Source organism: Ureibacillus chungkukjangi, from assembly GCF_044795995.1.
GTDB lineage: Bacteria > Bacillota > Bacilli > Bacillales_A > Planococcaceae > Ureibacillus > Ureibacillus chungkukjangi.
In genome coordinates this window covers 1,458,680-1,477,268 of the sequence record NZ_CP085009.1, presented here as the reverse complement: position 1 = coordinate 1,477,268, position 18,589 = coordinate 1,458,680, and the positions used below count along the sequence as shown (strand labels likewise).

Annotated in this window: 15 protein-coding genes; 2 read left to right on the top strand and 13 right to left on the bottom strand. The window is 41.0% G+C overall.

From position 1 onward, the window contains the following. Positions 1–139: 139 nt before the first annotated feature. The 4 genes from glnA to LG296_RS07200 form a co-directional block, all read right to left on the bottom strand. On the bottom strand, positions 140–1,474 hold the full coding sequence (glnA, locus tag LG296_RS07215) for a type I glutamate--ammonia ligase (protein ID WP_404427796.1): 1,335 nt from the start codon (positions 1,472–1,474) through the stop codon (positions 140–142). Positions 1,475–1,553: 79 nt separating this feature from the next. After that, positions 1,554–1,955: a MerR family transcriptional regulator gene (locus LG296_RS07210; protein ID WP_404427795.1), complete on the bottom strand. Its 402-nt coding sequence runs from the start codon at positions 1,953–1,955 to the stop codon at positions 1,554–1,556. Between the two features lie 309 nt (positions 1,956–2,264). Further along, the gene (locus LG296_RS07205) at positions 2,265–2,879 is read right to left on the bottom strand and encodes a Bax inhibitor-1 family protein (protein WP_404427794.1); all 615 of its coding nucleotides are present in this window, start codon (positions 2,877–2,879) and stop codon (positions 2,265–2,267) included. Between the two features lie 190 nt (positions 2,880–3,069). Then, positions 3,070–4,317 carry an aminotransferase class I/II-fold pyridoxal phosphate-dependent enzyme gene (locus tag LG296_RS07200; RefSeq protein WP_404427793.1) on the bottom strand — a complete coding sequence of 416 codons (1,248 nt, stop codon included), beginning with the start codon at positions 4,315–4,317 and terminating at the stop codon, positions 3,070–3,072. A gap of 232 nt (positions 4,318–4,549) precedes the next feature. Between LG296_RS07200 and LG296_RS07195 the strand changes: the two genes are divergently transcribed. Then, complete coding sequence (locus LG296_RS07195) at positions 4,550–5,215, top strand: trimeric intracellular cation channel family protein (RefSeq protein WP_404427792.1); 666 nt, start codon at positions 4,550–4,552, stop codon at positions 5,213–5,215. A gap of 166 nt (positions 5,216–5,381) precedes the next feature. Here LG296_RS07195 and LG296_RS07190 read toward each other — a convergent pair whose 3' ends face one another. The 9 genes from LG296_RS07190 to LG296_RS07150 all read right to left on the bottom strand — a co-directional run bounded on the left by LG296_RS07190 (position 5,382) and on the right by LG296_RS07150 (position 17,908). Next, a complete protein-coding gene (locus LG296_RS07190) occupies positions 5,382–5,684 on the bottom strand; it encodes a rhodanese-like domain-containing protein (protein ID WP_251397605.1) in 303 nt (100 codons plus the stop codon). 170 nt (positions 5,685–5,854) lie between these two features. Next, positions 5,855–6,088, bottom strand: coding sequence for an RNA chaperone Hfq (gene hfq / locus LG296_RS07185; protein ID WP_107933038.1), 234 nt, complete (start codon positions 6,086–6,088; stop codon positions 5,855–5,857). Positions 6,089–6,151: 63 nt separating this feature from the next. Then, the gene (miaA, locus tag LG296_RS07180) at positions 6,152–7,069 is read right to left on the bottom strand and encodes a tRNA (adenosine(37)-N6)-dimethylallyltransferase MiaA (protein ID WP_404427791.1); all 918 of its coding nucleotides are present in this window, start codon (positions 7,067–7,069) and stop codon (positions 6,152–6,154) included. Beyond that, entirely contained in the window at positions 7,066–7,953 is an 888-nt protein-coding gene (locus LG296_RS07175) for an alpha/beta fold hydrolase (RefSeq protein WP_404427790.1), read from the bottom strand. Before LG296_RS07175 ends, miaA begins: the two co-directional genes overlap by 4 nt. A 38-nt stretch (positions 7,954–7,991) precedes the next feature. Next, a complete protein-coding gene (locus LG296_RS07170) occupies positions 7,992–9,629 on the bottom strand; it encodes a glycerol-3-phosphate dehydrogenase/oxidase (RefSeq protein WP_404427789.1) in 1,638 nt (545 codons plus the stop codon). Between the two features lie 231 nt (positions 9,630–9,860). Then, a complete protein-coding gene (gene mutL, locus LG296_RS07165) occupies positions 9,861–11,789 on the bottom strand; it encodes a DNA mismatch repair endonuclease MutL (protein ID WP_404427788.1) in 1,929 nt (642 codons plus the stop codon). A gap of 303 nt (positions 11,790–12,092) precedes the next feature. After that, a complete protein-coding gene (gene mutS / locus LG296_RS07160) occupies positions 12,093–14,702 on the bottom strand; it encodes a DNA mismatch repair protein MutS (protein ID WP_404427787.1) in 2,610 nt (869 codons plus the stop codon). Between the two features lie 274 nt (positions 14,703–14,976). Then, entirely contained in the window at positions 14,977–15,597 is a 621-nt protein-coding gene (gene cotE, locus LG296_RS07155) for an outer spore coat protein CotE (RefSeq protein WP_404427786.1), read from the bottom strand. Positions 15,598–16,867: 1,270 nt separating this feature from the next. Next, positions 16,868–17,908, bottom strand: coding sequence for a M14 family zinc carboxypeptidase (locus LG296_RS07150; protein ID WP_404427785.1), 1,041 nt, complete (start codon positions 17,906–17,908; stop codon positions 16,868–16,870). Between the two features lie 333 nt (positions 17,909–18,241). Here LG296_RS07150 and LG296_RS07145 point away from each other — a divergent pair, with 333 nt between their 5' ends. After that, positions 18,242–18,571 (top strand): BRCT domain-containing protein, encoded by a 330-nt coding sequence (locus tag LG296_RS07145; protein WP_404427784.1) that lies wholly within the window; start codon positions 18,242–18,244, stop codon positions 18,569–18,571. Positions 18,572–18,589 lie beyond the last annotated feature (18 nt).

Sequence of the window (18,589 nt, the reverse complement as noted above, 5' to 3'; positions counted from 1 at the left end):
CTTTTCATCCGCTATCTTATTTATACATTCCTGCTTCAATATCGCTATTGTGTTTTCTAATTCTTGTCTTATATGTCTCTCCCTACAATTTCACCCCATAAGAAAAACCTGACACAAAATGTGCCAGGCTCCATAAATATTAATACATTTTTAGGTATTGCTCGCGTTCCCATGGGTGAACTGCTGTACGGAACATATCGAATTCGATTTCTTTTGCTTCACGGAAGTTTGCATAGATGTGTTGACCTAATGCTTTTTTGACTACTTCGTCATTTGAAAGTGCTACTAGTGCATCATCAAGTGAAGCTGGTAAGTTATCGATACCGTTAGCTTTGCGTTCTTCTTCGTTCATCACATAGATGTTGCGGTTAACAGCTGCTGGAGGAGTTAACCCTTGACGAATACCTTCTAAACCAGATTCTAGGATTACCGCTAATGCTAAGTATGGGTTCGCAGATGGATCTACTGAACGAATCTCAACACGAGTTGATAGTCCACGAGAAGCTGGAATACGAATTAATGGTGAACGGTTTTGTGCTGACCATGCTACGTAACATGGCGCCTCATAACCTGGTACTAAGCGCTTGTAAGAGTTCACTGTTGGATTTGTAATCGCCGTGAAGCCTTGAACGTGCTCTAAGATACCTGCCATAAATTGCATAGCTGTTTGAGATAAGCCGATTTCAGCACTTGGATCATAGAATGCATTTTCTTTTCCTTTAAATAAAGAAACGTTACAGTGCATACCTGAACCGTTGATGCCATATAAAGGCTTCGGCATGAATGTTGCATGTAAACCATGTTTACGAGCAATCGTTTTAACTACAAGCTTGAACGTTTGGATGTAGTCACAAGCTTCGATTGCACTTGCATATTTGAAGTCGATTTCGTGTTGACCAGGAGCTACCTCATGGTGAGAAGCTTCGATTTCAAAGCCCATTTCCTCTAGCTCTAGCACGATATCACGACGGCAGTTTTCACCTAAGTCAGTTGGTGCTAAGTCGAAGTAACCACCGTTATCATTTACTTCAAGAGTTGGTTCACCCTTTTGGTCAAGCTTGAATAAGAAGAACTCTGGCTCTGGCCCAAGGTTGAAATGAGAGAATCCTAATTCTTCCATATTTTTTAATACGCGTTTTAAGTTATTACGTGGGTCCCCTTCAAATGGTTTGCCATCTGGCGTATAAATGTCACAGATGAAACGTGCAACTTTACCATTATCAGTAGTCCATGGGAAAACCATGAATGTGTCAAGATCAGGATATAAGTACATATCTGATTCTTCAATTCGAACAAAACCTTCGATAGAAGAGCCATCGAACATCATTTTGTTGTCTAATGCTTTGTCAAGTTGACTTACTGGAATTTCTACGTTTTTAATTGTCCCTAAAATGTCTGTAAATTGTAAACGAATATATTTTACTTCTTTTTCTTGAACTAGACGTTTAATATCGTCTTTTGTGTATTTACCCACAGCATTCCACACTCCTAATTTTCCCTTATTCGTAAATGAACTAGCTCATTCACTTGTTTCTATTTATAATTCACGCGTATTATTGGTAAAAACGCGATAAATCCCCTTGTCGTAATGACGTTTTTTGATTACGTCCACTATTAATCATCTCTTCACGCAAAATGCGGCGCAATTCAGCATCCGAAATTTCTTCTTTTGCCTTTGCTTCTTGAACTGCTGGATTATTTCTCATTTCAAATACTTTTTTAATACCTGCCATATTAACGCCTTGCTCTAACATGTCCTTAACATCCAGGAGCGTATCTACGTCGTTTAAGGAAAACATACGTCGATTCCCTTCTGTACGGTGCGGCTGAATTAAATCATGTTCTTCGTAATAGCGAATTTGACGCGCAGATAGCTCGGTTAATTGCATTACTATACTAATTGGTAAAAGCGGCATGGATCTTCTTAATTCACTTGATCTTCTATCACTACCCATTTAATCCACCTCCCTCACGACTATCTTACTCCCAGTGAGGTAGAATGTCAATGTTGCGTAAGAAAAACTAACATTAAGAGGCAGATAATAAATTATGTATTTATTAGAATATAGCCCTAATAAAGAACTTTTACAATAGTTTAACTATTCATTTTATTACGACATCATTTGTCTGAAAGTTGTTGTTTTCTGACGTTCCTTGTTATATATAGGGGTTTCAATGTTATATCAAGCTTCACTATTCTTAAAACTTCATTTTCCAGACAATTAAAAGACTGCAGTGCAAAATTTTAGCACTGCAGTTCAAGATTATCTTCTACGTGATGAAATTATGAGATTGATAACGATATAAGCAAGATTTAAATAGAGTCGAAGTGCAAAAAACAGTACTTCATTTTCTCGAATAAAGTTATTCCGTATGCTATCCAATTCATAGACCGTGTATAGTGCGAACGCCAACACAAAGATTCCCGCCACGACTAGGAAGAACGGACTGCTGACTGGAATGAAAATATAAATAAATGCAAAGACAACAAAGACGATTAATATCGTAAACGCGTACATCAATGCCTCAGAAATCTGATATTCAATGAGCTTGATTCCCATAAAGGCGATCGTTAAGAAAATGATTAAAGTTGCTACAAACACCGAAATGATTAATGCTGCACCCAGCCAATCAATTAATATAATGAGAAGTAAAAAATGCAGTACGCCAAACAATATAGGAATCAAAAAAATTATAAAGTTCCCTAATCGCATCAAAAATGTGAGTACAACCAATGCAATTCCCAATAGCGAAAGAATGATCACTATCGAAAGCGGCAACAATAGCGCAACCAACATCCCTATCACACTCAAAATCCACATACCTACAAAATAGAAGATTATGAGGTCGTAATTTCTATTCCTTCGATAATGCCCCATAAACAACCCCAATCTTAGATGATTTACTATCACTATATTTTTAAACAGTATATGTTATTAATAATTTTTTGCTTGGGGTGTGGGTTTTTGTGGTATTTCGTTTTAGGAGATGGAGCGAGCTTAAATTAGCTTAAGAAGATTTCATAAAAAAAACGACCCAGATCCTAAAACCTGAGCCGCCGTCTACTATTTATCTCAACTTTTGAACTGCACTGCAAATCGCATATTTCACGTGCTCATAGGTTAATCCACCTTGAATGAATGCTGTGAATGGTGGACGAATCGGACCGTCAGCAGTTAGTTCGATGCTTGAGCCTTGTACGAAGGTACCTGCTGCCATGATTACGTCATCCTCATAGCCAGGCATATAAGCAGGCTCTGGTGCAAAGTGAGCGTTAACCGGTGAAGCTGCCTGTATTTCCTGACAGAAGGCTACCATTTGCTCAGCTGTTTGGAAGGAAACCGATTGAATCAAGTCCGTACGCTTGGCAGTATAGTGTGGATACGTTGCCATCCCCACTTCCTCAAGCATTGCCGAGGTGAAGATTGCTCCTTTCAAGCTTTGTGCAACCACGTGAGGTGCTAAGAAAAAGCCTTGGTAAAAGTCAGCTAAAGTGTTCAAGGATGCTCCAGCTTCTGCCCCAATTCCTGGCGACGTCATACGGTATGCACATTTCTCCACTAGCTCGGTCTTTCCTGCGATATAGCCGCCGATTTTAGCTAAGCCACCACCTGGATTTTTAATCAAGGAACCGGCCATTAAATCTGCCCCAACTTCTGTCGGCTCCATTGACTCCACAAACTCGCCGTAGCAGTTATCTACAAAGATAATTACATCTGAATTAATCTCACGGATTTTTACACACATTTCTTGTATTTCTTCTATAGTATACGAAGGGCGAGTCGCATAGCCTTTTGAACGCTGAATGGCTACCATTTTCGTTTTTTCATTAATTGCTGCACGTACGCCATCCCAATCAATATTACGATTCTCGATTAAATCCACGTGGGAATAGCCAATGCCGAAATCCTTTAATGAACCTGTATCCTTCTCTCCGCCATCGACAATGGATTGCAGAGTGTCATACGGTTTCCCTGTAATATATACAAGCTCGTCACCAGGTCGCAGTACGCCGAATAGACTTAACGTAATGGCGTGAGTCCCTGAAATAATCTGAGCGCGCACGATGGCTGCCTCTGCTCCAAAAACTTCAGCATATACTCTCTCTAAGTTATCGCGCCCTTCATCGTCGTAACCGTAGCCGCTTGATGGATGCAAATGAAAGTCACTTACTTGGTGCTTACGAAAGGCTGCTAGTACTTTTTGCTGATTGAAAAATGCCATTTCGTCTACCTTTGCGTGGATGGGTCTTACTTTAGCTTCCACTTCATTTGCTAGTTGCAGCGTTTCCGGCTTTAGTGTTGAGATAAATGTCATGAATAATTACTCCGTTCTATACAAATCGCATGTTGCGATCTTCTGTTAAATAATGTCCTTTATTATCTTAACAATTCCTGCTAGCTTTTCAACTATTTTAGAATTTTGGAGATTCTGTTCGTGTTAGTTTTTATTATTCAAATTATTATTATTTTTAATAAAAAATTACTTTACGAAAAGCTATTAAACTGCTATTCTCAATCTTGCATGTTCATGTAAGGAGGCAATGTCTATGGCATGGGAAGTCTTTAGTATTATTGGCACCATCGCATTTGCGATTTCAGGTGCAATTGTAGCCATGGAAGAAGAATACGATTTATTTGGTGTATATTTATTAGGGATTGTCACTGCGTTTGGCGGGGGTGCAATACGAAATCTGTTGATTGGCTTGCCAGTTTCGACTTTATGGAGCCAAGAAATGATGTTTCAAATTGCCATTGCTGCGATTACGGTATTTTTCCTAGTACCTCACCATCTTATTAAGCATTGGAACCGTTGGGGGAACTTTACGGATGCAATCGGCTTGTCGGCCTTTGCGATTCAAGGTGCAATTTACGCTGTATCACTTGAGCTTCCAATTAGCGCTGTCATCGTGGCAGCAGTTTTAACGGGATCAGGTGGAGGAATAATTCGCGATTTATTAGCACGGAGAAAGCCATTAGTTCTTCGTGATGAAATATATGCCGTTTGGGCGGCAGGTGCTGGTTTAATCATCGGGCTTCAGCTTTTAGATGGAGATATTTTATTATATGCTCTATTCATCGTCATTACGGCGCTACGTGTTTTATCATACACGAAGCATTGGAAGCTACCTGTAAGAACGCTGAAACAAACAGGAGAAACTGAGTCTAAAAATACAACAATCAAAATCGATACAAATAAAAGAGCACATAGATGAGTAGATTTGCTACTCATTTATGTGCTTTTTTGTGGATTGTCGGGATTATTTGAGAAAGTGTCCGGAAAATTTATAAAAGTGTCGGAATTACAATGCGAAGTGTCGGGAAAATCAGCAATTTTGTCGGGATTCGCAACCCACCCACCATTTCCAACACACAAAACCCTTACTTAAACTCTAATTCTCCATCATAAGCCATCATGCCGCCTTCAAGATTTATCACTTGGAAGCCTTGAGACTCTAGGTATTCGCCTGCGTTAGCACTGCGAACGCCACCTTTACATACCATGATGTATTCTTTGGATTTGTCTAGTTCAGGAGCTTTTTCCGGAATTGAACCTAGAGGAATGTGGATAGCACCTGGTACCATACCTTGCTCCACTTCGAAATCCTCGCGCACATCGATAATGTTTAAATCTTCATTTGCATCTAATAGATTAACTAATTCTTCAGTTGTCATTGTTTTCATGATTAAAATCCTCCATCTTGTTCCATTTCAGCTCGCAATACTGCTTACACGAGCTAGCCCACTTTAGTATAATGAAAAAATTCACCCTTCGCAATTAACGTGATTGTACTCAAAGTCACCCGTTTTTTGGGCACCAAAAAATCGGCAAGTAAACTTAGCCGATTCGGTCATCATTGATCATCGTTGTCTGAAGTGATTGCTACATTTTTTGATGGAGAAAATGTCGAGATGGCATGCTTGTAGATTAAATGCTGTTTGCCGTCTACTTCTAGTAAAACAGTAAAATTATCATAGGATTTCACTAAGCCCTTAAGCTGGAAACCATTTAATAAGAAGACTGTTACAAAAGTATTGTTTTTTCGAAGATTATTTAGAAAAGTATCTTGAAGATTGATTGATTTCAACGTATACACCTCGTCCATAGTTTTCTATAGTTAGATATTCGCCATCGAAATCGATTTCCCTTCTTAATATTTGAATAATTTTGAATATTTTTCGATTTTATTCCATTCATTTCCTATCCATTCGACATCCATCTTGTTACGGAAGTATGTCAGCTGGCGTTTGGCATATCTTCGAGAGTTTTGTTTTAGCTGCTCAATGGCGTCATTAAGAGTTAGACGGCCATCCAAATAAGCATACAGCTCCTTATAGCCGATTGCCTGTACGGATTGCACATCGCGAATGCCGCGCTCCCACAATCCTGTCACTTCATCCAGTAACCCTTGCTCCATCATAATGTCCACGCGTAAATTAATGCGCTCGTACAGCTTTTCACGGTCCATATCTAGTCCGATAATCAAATGCTGGTAGAGTGGGATATCTCCACGATTGTGTTCCTCACTTGCCTTTGAAACTCCATGAAGCTCTACCATTTCAAGCGCACGAATAACCCGTCGCGTATTGTTCGGATGAATCGTTTCAGCCGTTTCCGGATCAAGCTCCATAAGCTTTGCATGCATTGCATCAGGCCCGATTTTAGCTAATTCATCATAATAGCTTTTACGTGCTTCCTCGTCCACGTCTTCCTTCGTGAATTGGAAATCGTATAATACCGACTGGACGTAAAGCCCCGTACCTCCCACAATGATAGGAAGCTTGCCGCGACCTTGGATATCGGCAATTTTCTCCCGAACCAATGTCTGATATTCAGCAACGGAAAAGCCTTCTGTCGGCTCCTTAAAGCTTATAAGATGATGGGAAACGCCCTCCATCTCCTCTTCGGTAATTTTGGCTGTCCCAATATCTAGCCCCTTATAAATTTGCATGGAGTCGCCATTGATAATTTCCCCATTAAAAGCCTTTGCCATTTTAATACTTAAAGCTGTTTTACCTGAAGCTGTCGGTCCAACTATGGCGACAACTTCGATTTTTTCATCATTCATCTATTTAACCACCGTGTAATTACAGAATATACATGTTTTCGATTAATCTCTTTTAAAATCTCGTGGCGCATGCCTTCAAAAAGGTACACCACTACATCGGTTAGACCTGCTTCATTCATTCCTTTAGCGACCTTAAAGACTCCAGAGCCCTTACTGCCCACTGGATCTTCACTACCACTAATCAATAAAATCGGTAAATCCTTACGAATGTTTTTTATCTCTTCTTTTTGATTGATTAATAATAATCCATCTGTTAAATCTACGAAGTACTGATTGGTTGGGATGAAGCCGCAATATGGATCCTTTATATATTTTTCGACTTCCTCCTCGTTGCTGCATAGCCAATCGTAAATTGTTTTAGGATTTAACACACTTCTACTAAAACTATTGAAGCTTAACTCGTTCATTATCGGACTTTGCACATTTTTCCCATTCAAGGAGCAGAGTGAACGAGCAACTGTATTTCCTATTTGATGAAGAGCCGTTGTTGCACCCGTTCCACATAAAATACATTTGTCAATCATCCCACTATAAAGTTGAATAAATCTCCGCGCGATAAATGAACCCATACTATGCCCAAAGAGTACAATTTCCTGATTATTGGGATCCACACTGTAATGCTGTAGGATGTCAAAAACATCATCTACCACACGCTGGAAGCCACCCTCATCCCCAAAATAGCCAAGCTGACCGTTGATTTCTGCAGTCTGGCCATGTCCTCGGTGATCATGTGCCGTGACAAAGTAGCCTTGACTCGCAAGGTTTTGTGCAAAGGCCTCGTAGCGTCCACCGTGCTCTGCCATGCCATGTAAGATATGAAAATTCCCTATCGGTGTACCTTTGGGTTTGTAAATGCGTACATAAACTTGATGACCATCATCCATTTGCAAGATCTCTGCATGCTCTACCAACCGAAATCACCCTATTTCATCGGATTTTTTGCTTCGTCAATAAATTGCTCTAGCTGTGCACGGTAAAATACCGTTTCACTTTCAGAATACCCGAGAATATTGCTCATAATCTCTAAAATGGCTTCCTTATATTGCTCTACTAATGCAATATTGAAATATAAGTAGCCCGTTCTACGGATTAAGAAATCACAAGGCGTCATAACCATTTCATAGTAAATTGCGTATAGCAGCTCCGCATAAAGAGACGGTGGTATATCTAGCTCGCAGTTATGAACCGTTTTGACATATTGGAATACCTCATCCACGTTTGTTCCATATTTACGAACTAGTCGCTGCGTATCGGAATTGCTAATCCCAAGCTCAGTGCCTTCTCTTGATTTGTTCGCTACATAATCCTCAAAATTTAAAGAGTTTAAACCTCTCGCACCAGATAAAGCAAGCTCCTTCGTAATACATTCAGTAGCATGCTTGTATTTCTTCAGCCTAACAACCTTGTCAACAATGGTTTCTGCCATTTGACGATAGCCTGTTAATTTGCCGCCAGCCACCGTTAGAAGCCCACTCGGTGCAACCCAAAGCTCATCTTTTCGCGAAATTTCAGATGGGTCCTTTCCTTCCTGGGAAATTAAAGGTCGCACCCCTGCCCACGAAGACTCAACGTCATATTTCGTTACAGTTGCGTCTGGGAAGATAAAGCGGATCGTTTTTAATAGATAGTCTACATCTTCCTTAGTTGCGGAAGGTTGGATCGGGTCATCCTCATAGAAAGTGTCCGTTGTTCCAACATATGTTTTACCATCACGCGGTATTGCAAACACCATACGTCCATCTTCCGTATCGAAGTAAACTGCCTGCTCTAAAGGAAGTCTTTTTTGGTCAATTACTATGTGAACCCCTTTTGTATGGCGAATTGTTTTCTTGTTCGTGATTTTATCCAGCTTACGCACGTCATCTACCCAAGGACCTGTTGCATTGATAATTTGATGTGCGTGAATCGTGATTTGCTCACCAGAAATTTCATCTCGAACATTTGCCGCAACGATTTTCTTCTTTTTGTAGACGAAATCTACTACTCGAGCATAGTTTAGACAAATCGCACGATATTCAACTGCTTTTTTCAACACCTCAATCGTTAGGCGGGCATCATCTGTTTTGTATTCCACATAATAACCTGCACCACGTAAGCCCTTTGTTTTTAAGAGCGGGACCTTTTCCAAAGCTTCTTTTTTAGAAAGCATTTGGCGACGCTCATCTTTTCTGACCTGTGCTAAGCGATCATACAGTGTAAGAGCCGCGCGCGTCGTCATTTTGCCAAGCGTTCCCTCTTTGTAAAGCGGGAGCAACATCCATTCAGGCTGTGTGACATGAACCGCATTTTCATAGACAATCTCACGCTCACGCCCAACCTCTGCCACAAGTCCGACTTCTAACTGCTTTAAATAGCGAAGTCCCCCGTGCACAAGCTTCGTTGAACGACTTGACGTCCCTGCAGCAAAATCCTGCATTTCCACCAGCGCCACAGAAAGTCCACGTGATGCAGCATCCAGGGCAATTCCTGCTCCTGTAATGCCCCCTCCGATCACAAGCACATCGAAAGTATAACTATCTAACGTATTAAGTATGTTCGGACGCTCCTTGAATGAAAACATTTGCAATTCCCCTTTACAAAATATTTAGGTGTATCTTTAGTGATTGATTTGGATTGAGTTATTTGGTGAAGCGCTAATAATTCGCATTTGAGTATTGTTCAGTCATAAGTTGCGCTCATAATTTCATAAGTCGCAAGTTTTCTAGTCAAACTCGAAAGTAAATCTCATTAACTCGCAACTATTTACGCGAAGGTTGCAAGTAAACACCTATATACTAAAAACAACTCCCACCTACATTACTCGTTTAAACATTTTTTCCACTTCGTATGTAGAAAAGTGTATCAATACTGGTCTGCCGTGTGGGCATGTGAATGGATTGTCTGCCTTTCTTAAATCATCCAGGAGGACAACCATTTGTTCTTTTGTTAAGAAATAATTGGCTTTAATTGATTTTTTACAGCTCATCATAATCGCCGCTTCTTCACGCAATTTCTTCACATCAGCACGTCGAGTTTTGAACACCTGCTCGATCAGCTCCTCGATTAGCTCCTGCTCGAAGCCTTTCGGGAACCAGGTTGGATATTCGCGCACCACAAAGGATGATTGCCCGAAATCCTCCAAAAACACACCCACTTCCTCTAAAGCATGGACATTTTCCTTTAAAATCAACGCTTCATCTGCTGAATAATGGAAGGTTAATGGTAGTAGCAGCGATTGTCTCTCATTCGGGTTTACATCGCCCACTTTTTCACGGTAGTACTCATATTTAATGCGCTCCTGTGCCGCATGCTGGTCGATTAAATAAAAGCCATCCTCCATTTGCGCCACAATATACGTCCCATGTATTTGCCCAACAATCTCAAGGTCTGGGAAGGGCTCTTTTTTCTCAGTTACTTCCTCTTCGATAACTGGTACTTCCGTTTCGACTGGCGTTTCATCAATTAATGGAGATGAAGCTGGAGTTGGAGTTGGTGCTGACCAATCCATTTCTAATTCAGTTGGAACATTCTCAACTACCGGATTAACTGCTGGCTCTGGAGAAATTTCTCCCGCTCCATCGATTGGCCGCGATTGGACTACCGGCTCTCTCACAATCGAATCATCAGATGTAAGCTTTTGCACAATGGCATTCATTTTATTTTCATCAAAGGATGGCGTATACGGCTTCCAAATATTCATTTGCTCTGTCGGAACACGCACAGGCTTCTCCTTTTTCTCGGCTACCGGCACATGAATGGCTGCACGAATCGCTTTATTGATAGCCTCCTGCACTAACGGCAATAGCTCCTGCTCTTTACTTAAACGAATTTGCAGCTTCGCAGGATGCACATTCACATCGGTTAAATACGGGTCCCCTTCTATATAAAGAACCGCAATGGGGTAACGTTCGATCGGCAAATACGTGTGAAAAGCATCCACAATTGCCTTTTGTACCAAGTAATGCCTCACCCAACGACCATTTACGAAGATAGAAATATAGTTTTTATTTGCGCGCGTCACCTCTGGCAAACTCACAAATCCATGTACTTTATAATCCTTTGATTCTGCACTAAAAGGAATCATCTTTTTGGCGTTCTGCATCCCGTAAATGGCAGCGATCACCTGCTGAACACTCCCTCGCCCATTTGTCTGCAGGAGCGTTCCACCGTTATGTACAAGCTTGAACGCAATCTCTGGATACGCAAGGGCTAGACGATTCATATAATCAATCGAGTGACCTAGCTCCGTCTGAATTGTTTTCAAATATTTAAGACGCGCGGGTGTATTATAAAACAGCTGAGCAATCGTAATATCCGTTCCTCTACGAAAGGCAGTCGGTTTTTTCGAAATAAGATGCCCACCATCCATCTGAATTTCGAGACCATTATTCTCCCCATCAGAGGTTTTCAATGTCACCTTCGAAACAGACGCAATCGAGGCAAGTGCCTCCCCACGGAAACCGAGCGTGCGAATTCGGAAAAGATCAGGCTCCTTTGAAATTTTCGAAGTGGCATGGCGTGAAAAGGACTTCAACGCATCCTCTTCATCCATCCCACTTCCATTATCAGTAACTTGAATGGAGGTTAACCCCGCTTCTTCGAGAAAAACTTCAATTGATGTACTTCCTGCATCAATGGCGTTTTCAACAAGCTCTTTCACAACTGACGACGGGCGCTCAACCACTTCCCCCGCCGCAATTTTGTTCGATAACCACTCATCCATAATTTGAATTTTTCCCATTTGAAGAACCTCCTTTTTATTTTGAATAAAACACTAGATACTTAAGCGAATTGTTAAGAGAGTTGGGATAGCTTTTTAATGAAAGGTGCTCGGTTCTGAGAATCTAGCCACTTTTGGGATTAATCTAGCCACTTTCTCGATTAATCTAGCCACTTTTTGTCGAAATTCAGCCACTTCATAAAAAGCAGCAAAACTCGCAGTAACTTTCAATCAAACTAACTATTTTTTGATACTTATTTGACTGAGTAGTAACTGTTGCAAATTAATCCCGACACTTTCAGCAAATAATCCCGACACTCCAAATTATTTCTTACTCAACAAAGCTTGTTGTAGCTCATACAGCACATTAATCGCCTGTATTGGCGCGGTGCCCATGATGTTGATTTTCTCTAGACGTTGCAGCACATCTTGCTCCACATCAGATAATTCAGCAGCAACTACTGCACTAGCTTTTTCTTCCTCTGCAAACAGCGATAACTGAAGCTCATCCTCTGCCACAACCTCACTCACAACCGTAGCCGCAACACTCGCCACCCCATGCTCCTTCGATTCAAACTGTTCCAGCAACACACGGGCACGGTCGATTATTGCGTCTGGCATTTCTGCTAGCTGGGCAACGTGCACCCCATAGCTTTTATCTGCTGCACCCTCACGAACTTTGTGCAAGAAGACAACCTTGCCATCCTTCTCCGTTGCACTCACGTGTACATTTTGTAAACGAGAAAGCTGCTCCTCTAAAGCAGTTAACTCATGATAGTGAGTCGAAAACAGTGTGTTGGCACCGATTTTATCATGAATATATTCCATCATGGACTGAGCCAACGCCATCCCATCATAAGTCGAAGTTCCGCGGCCGATCTCATCGAATAATAATAAACTCTTCTCAGTTGCATTCGTAATCGCATTTTGGGACTCCAGCATCTCTACCATAAACGTCGATTGACCCGCTACCAAATCATCTGCTGCCCCAATACGTGTAAAAATCTGATCCGTAATCGGAAGCACTGCCTCATCAGCCGGCACATAACAACCCATTTGCGCTAGCACAACAATCAGCGCTACCTGACGCATATACGTACTTTTCCCGGACATATTTGGTCCCGTAATCAGCATCATATTTTTATCATCCGGCAACACACAATCATTTGGTACATACATTTGCTTATTTAACATTTTCTCAACGACCGGATGACGACCACCTACAATTTTCAACGCTCGTCCCTCATGGAAGGCAGGCTTCACAAAACGATACTTTTCCGAAACGTGTGCAAAGCTTAAATACACATCCAGCTCACTAATTTCTGAAGCTAAGGCTTGAACCCTCGGAATAAAGGCCTTCAACCGGTCGCGAAGCTCAACGAACAAATCATACTCTAATGCCAGGCTCTGCTCCTCGGCATTTAAAATAATCGCCTCTTTTTCCTTTAACTCCTCAGTAATATAACGCTCCGCATTCGCCAAAGTTTGCTTTCGCTCATAACGAGACAAATCCGCACTCGCAATATTCGACTTCGTTATCTCAATATAATATCCAAAAATACGATTATAGCCGATTTTCAAATTCTTAATCCCAGTCAGTTCGCGTTCCTTCTGCTCCAGCTGGGCAATCCAATCCTTCCCATTTCGAGAAGCAAAACGCAATTCATCGAGTCTCTCATTATACCCCTCACGGATCACGTCCCCTTCCTTAATCGAAATCGGTGGATTATCCGTAATCGCATTCGACAAAAACCCTTCAATATCCGCACACTCATCGAGCTTCTCTCCTAGGCGAGCAAGAGTCTCCTTCCCCGAATCCAGCAGCTGTTGTTTAATGGAAGGAACTTGGCGCAACGATTCACGGAGTTGGGCCAAATCCCTTCCGCCCACATTGCCAAACGCCACACGACCTGCTAACCGTTCTAAATCATAAACATTTTTCAACAATTCCTTTAATTCATTACGAACAAAAAATTCATCCAGTAAATCCGTCACGATGGAAAGACGATTTTCGATCGCAGAACGGGTTGCTAAAGGCTGGTGTAGATATTGCTTCAGTTTTCGACCACCCATAGCAGTGACAGTTTCATCAAGCAGCCAAAGCAATGTCCCTTTCTGATCACCACCGCGAATCGACTCCAGCAGTTCTAAATTTCGCTTCGAATTCGTATCGATTCTTAAAAGCTGCTTCGTTTCGGTATATGTAAACTCTTGAATATGCGACAAACTGCGCATTTGAGTTCGTTCTACATATTGCAATAAGCTTTTCGCAACGCCTTTAAGCTCAATCGGTAGGTTCGCGATATATTGAGACGCCTTTTCTTCTGACATTTCATCCTGCTCAACAGATAGGACAATGCCGAGATTGCTTGCCTGCTCGGCTAATAAAAGCTGGAGCTGCTCTGTTACAACAAGCTCACGAATCGTAAAGGCCATTAATTGCTGAAGTAAAGCCTTCGTACCGCCTTCAACAATAGCCGTATTCGCTTCACCAGTCGACACATCTAGGTAAGCAAGAGCAAACGTGTTATTCGCCAATTGCTCCGCACAGGCGATGAAATGATTTGTCTTTCCATCAATAGTTTTGCCTTCCATAATCGTGCCAGGTGTAATTAGCTGTACAACTTCACGTCTTACAACGCCTTTTGCTTCTTTCGGGCTTTCTGTTTGCTCACATACCGCCACTTTATAGCCCTTTGACACAAGGGTTTCGATATAGCCCTTCGCCGAATGAAAAGGGACACCACACATCGGAATTCGTTCCTTCGATCCTGCATCGCGTCCTGTTAAAGTAATTTCTAATATTTGAGATGCTTTTACCGCATCATCGAAAAACATTTCATAAAAATCCCCAAGTCGATAAAAAAGGAAGGCATCCTCATATTCAGACTTGATGGATAAGTATTGCTGCATCATTGGTGTATATGTTGTCATTTTCATGGTACCTCTCTAAACTAAATCTTTCTCTAATAGTAGAAACACGTTTTATTCATGTTTTCCGTTTTAATTATATTCCTAAACAGTATAACAAAAATCGGCTCACAATCGTTGGCTGGCGCGCATTTATTTTACAGTAGGAATACTCTGGAAATAAGAAAACAGGATTTCCGCCTAATGGAGCGAAAATCGCTGTTTTTGATGGAGCCATACAATAAAGAAGAGCGCCTATTTGTTCTACCTTTTGAAGGTAGATGGCGCTCTCACTTTATTAACGAAATGATGACGAGTCTTCAATAAATTTAAAGCCATCGCTAGAAGATGAAGACGATGATGATGACGAAGAACTTGAGCTTGAGCTTGAGCTAGAGCTTGAGCTAGAGCTAGAGCTAGAGCTAGAGCTTGATGATGATTCATCTTGATATACCCATTCTTCTTCATAATCTACTTCGTGAACAGAAACAACCACTTTTGTCTCGCCAACGATTTCTACGATGAATTCACGTTCGATTACTACATTGAAGCAATCACCATTTTGGTTAATTACCGCTTCGATACAGTTTGGTTGTTGGATGACACGTACGTGACAGTTATCTGATTCAATTACATCGTTATCGCGGTAGTGAAGCTTGATGCGATCTTTGTAACTGATTGTTTCAGAGTGAACTGCTGTTTTTGTATTATTATTGTACGCATACCATACGTTTACATCGAACTTACCTGTGATTTCTACAAATTTCCCTACTTTTTTGGCATTGTAGTGATGGTTAATCACCCAGCACCCCAAAATACTTGTTGGCGTAGATGAAGGGCGAATTACTTCACTCGCTTCAACTCTCTTCTTACCTTTAGCGACAACCGCTTTTGTCACTATTTGACGCAAACGTTTCAACGCTTTTTCCTCCTTTAACATCTAGTCGAACTATACTATGCGGCATGTGCCTAATTGGTGAAATGTCACGGATTCGTTTTTCGTAGATTTTACAAATTGTTTTCTCTTGCACATTTTCGGGGCAAAGTGACATCGTGACACTTCTTGTATGTTTTAAACCTAGCCGCTACCTTACTAAAAGCCGCGCTCGCCCCTCAAAAAGAAAACAATAGCGTAAATGTACTCTGGATTTTCGAATCTTTTGCTGCTGACAGTTTATAGTATTATAGGTGGGCGAATAGTGTGACTAAAAAATAAATAAGGCGTATTCCCAGAAAATGACTCGCTCATAATAACCCTATAAATTCAAACGTTAAGGAGCTTATTATGCCTAAAAAAATTTTCACCACAGCCTCAATACTATTGCTATGTCTCGGACTCGCAGCCTGCAACAGTGAAGAACCAACCCTTTTAGAAGAAGAAGTCGAAGCCCCAACAACGGATGATCCAAACACGGAAAACGACAACTGATGGTTTGGGAAGAGTTCTTTGTATATGTGTGAAATTGGGTTTGGGTGGGGAAGTGGCTTTCATCATGGTTATGAATGCCACTTTTCTTGTTTGGGTGTGTGGGAATGGCTTTCATCTCGGTTATGAATGCCACTTTTTTTGTTTCGGTGTGTGGGAATGGCTTTCATCTCGGTTATGAATGCCACTTTTCTTCTTCGGTGTATGGGAATGGCTTTCATTTCGGTTATGAATGCCACTTTTCTTGTTTCGGTGTATGGGAATGGCTTTCATCACTCCTATGAAAGACACTTTAATTAGAATTCTTTTCCATACTGTCTTTCATCACTCTCATGAAAGACATTTTTCTTTGACTCCTTTTTCAAACTGTCCTTCATCACTCCTATGAAAGACATTTTTCTTTGAATCTTTTCGCAAACTGTCCTTCATCACTCCTATGAAAGACATTTTTCTTTGAATCTTTTCGCAAACTGTCCTTCATCACTCCTATGAATGACACTTTAATTAGAATTCTTTTCAATACTCTCTTTCATCACTCTCATGAAAGACACTGTTCTTTGAATTCCGTTCCAAACTGTCCTTCATACTCCTATTGAAAGATACTCAGACCGAGTATTATCTTTATTTCCTTCTATCAACTCGCACAATGACAAAAAAAGGATAGCAGAATCGCTATCCTTTAGAATTCTCGGGGTTGTTTACTTGGCAAAAGGCCCTCAGTTGTTTAGAATGACGAAATAAAAAACTAAAGATTGTCCCCTTTTTATTCAGACTCGCGTATCGTTTGTGTAGCTAATGTGTCCCAGAAGCTGTAATCGACCGTTTCGATGGAGTCGTCTGCGATTGCTCGCACTGTTGCATCAAGTGTCGTGATAGTTTGCTTGATTAAGTAGCCGTTACTTTTTTGGCCAATGACACGCGAAGGGTCTTCGTGATCTGACATTCCACGCATTTCGAATAATAGCGTGGCAATATCGTACTGTACCGCGGCACCGTTTCGGCCAATGTTTTCTCCACTACCACCATTGTATTTTCCAATATGACCCCATCCAGTTGAATCCACTGCGTTAAATACAACGGCACCAAGTTTTTGGGATTTCACTAGCACTTCCGGTTTTACATTTTCGTTCGTTGGATAAAGCATTGAGCCAGAAACTAGTTTTCCATCTCGCTCGTAATCTGTTCCTTGGTGATGCAAATCGATCATGTAATCGATATCATATTTTTGGAGAACATTTTCATGCAGCGCTTGTGTTTCAGGCTGGATTTTATCGACATGGTCACGATTTAAATCCGTTCCGACTGCGTTATAGCGAGTCAGATGACGTCCTCCATCTGCAATATAATCTTCTAGAGAAAAGTTCACATCGCCCATCGCCCCATCCGCATTGAGCATCGGTACAATCAGGATATTGACATTCTCAAGAACGCCCTTTGTTTTATTTGTGCCTAGATGCTTGATAAATTCCAGGGCACCCTCTGTTGTTAGTTGTTCGTTACCATGCTGCTGCGTTAAGAAAAGCACAGTCGGATTACTTGGGTTTGTTATATATTTTGCCAGATAGATATCTCGATTTTTGACCGTTTGCCCTATCACCTCAATCTGTAGCGCGTCTTGCTTGGCATCCTGCTTTTTCAGATACTCTACCATTCCCTCGTAAGTATAGAGATTAGAAGTTTGAATGGATTCATTTCCCCCATAGCTTGGACCGTTTCCTACAGCTAAAGCCGTTGATGCAGCTGGAGTTATAACCCCAAGAGCTAATATTCCTGTGACAGATAGTGCGATAATTTTCTTTTTCATTTGACGCCTCCATTTATTCATAATATTAAAACTATTCACTCTATAAGAATATCTAGCAGACTGTCGAAAGTATATAGAGGGAATCTATCAATTATTCGCCATGATAGTTAGTTAAAACATCATAAAATTTCGCGTTTAATATAGATATAATGGAAGATTTCTTTTGGAATCTCGCCACTTTGGGTAATAATTCAGCCACTTTTATCAATAATTTAGCCACTTTTTGTCGAAATCTAGCCACTTTCTCTTATAATCTAGCATCTTCCAAGTGCAACCACTTTTTATGATAAAATAGATTAATCATTATGCCCGATTCACTCAAGGAGAAGTTATATGAACGAAAATATAGACAACATAGAGGTTATTCAGTTTTCTAACCCGGCACAGCAATTAGTACATCCCTTTTCTAATAAACAAATTGTCTTTACAGGAGCCCTTTCCACGATGACACGTGTTGAGGCTGCGAAAAAGGTGCGCGCTTATGGAGGGATTTTGCAGGGGGCTGTTACAAAGGAAACGGATTTTGTTATTCTTGGGGACAAACGCCGCGGGGTTAGCTCCAAGCAATTAAAGGCCGAGCAGCTGATAAGCCTAGGCGTGGACATTCAAATTATGCTCGAAGAAGATTTTCTTTGGGTTTTATCGATGAAAATAGAAAAGTAGTATCAGCTTCCACTTTGA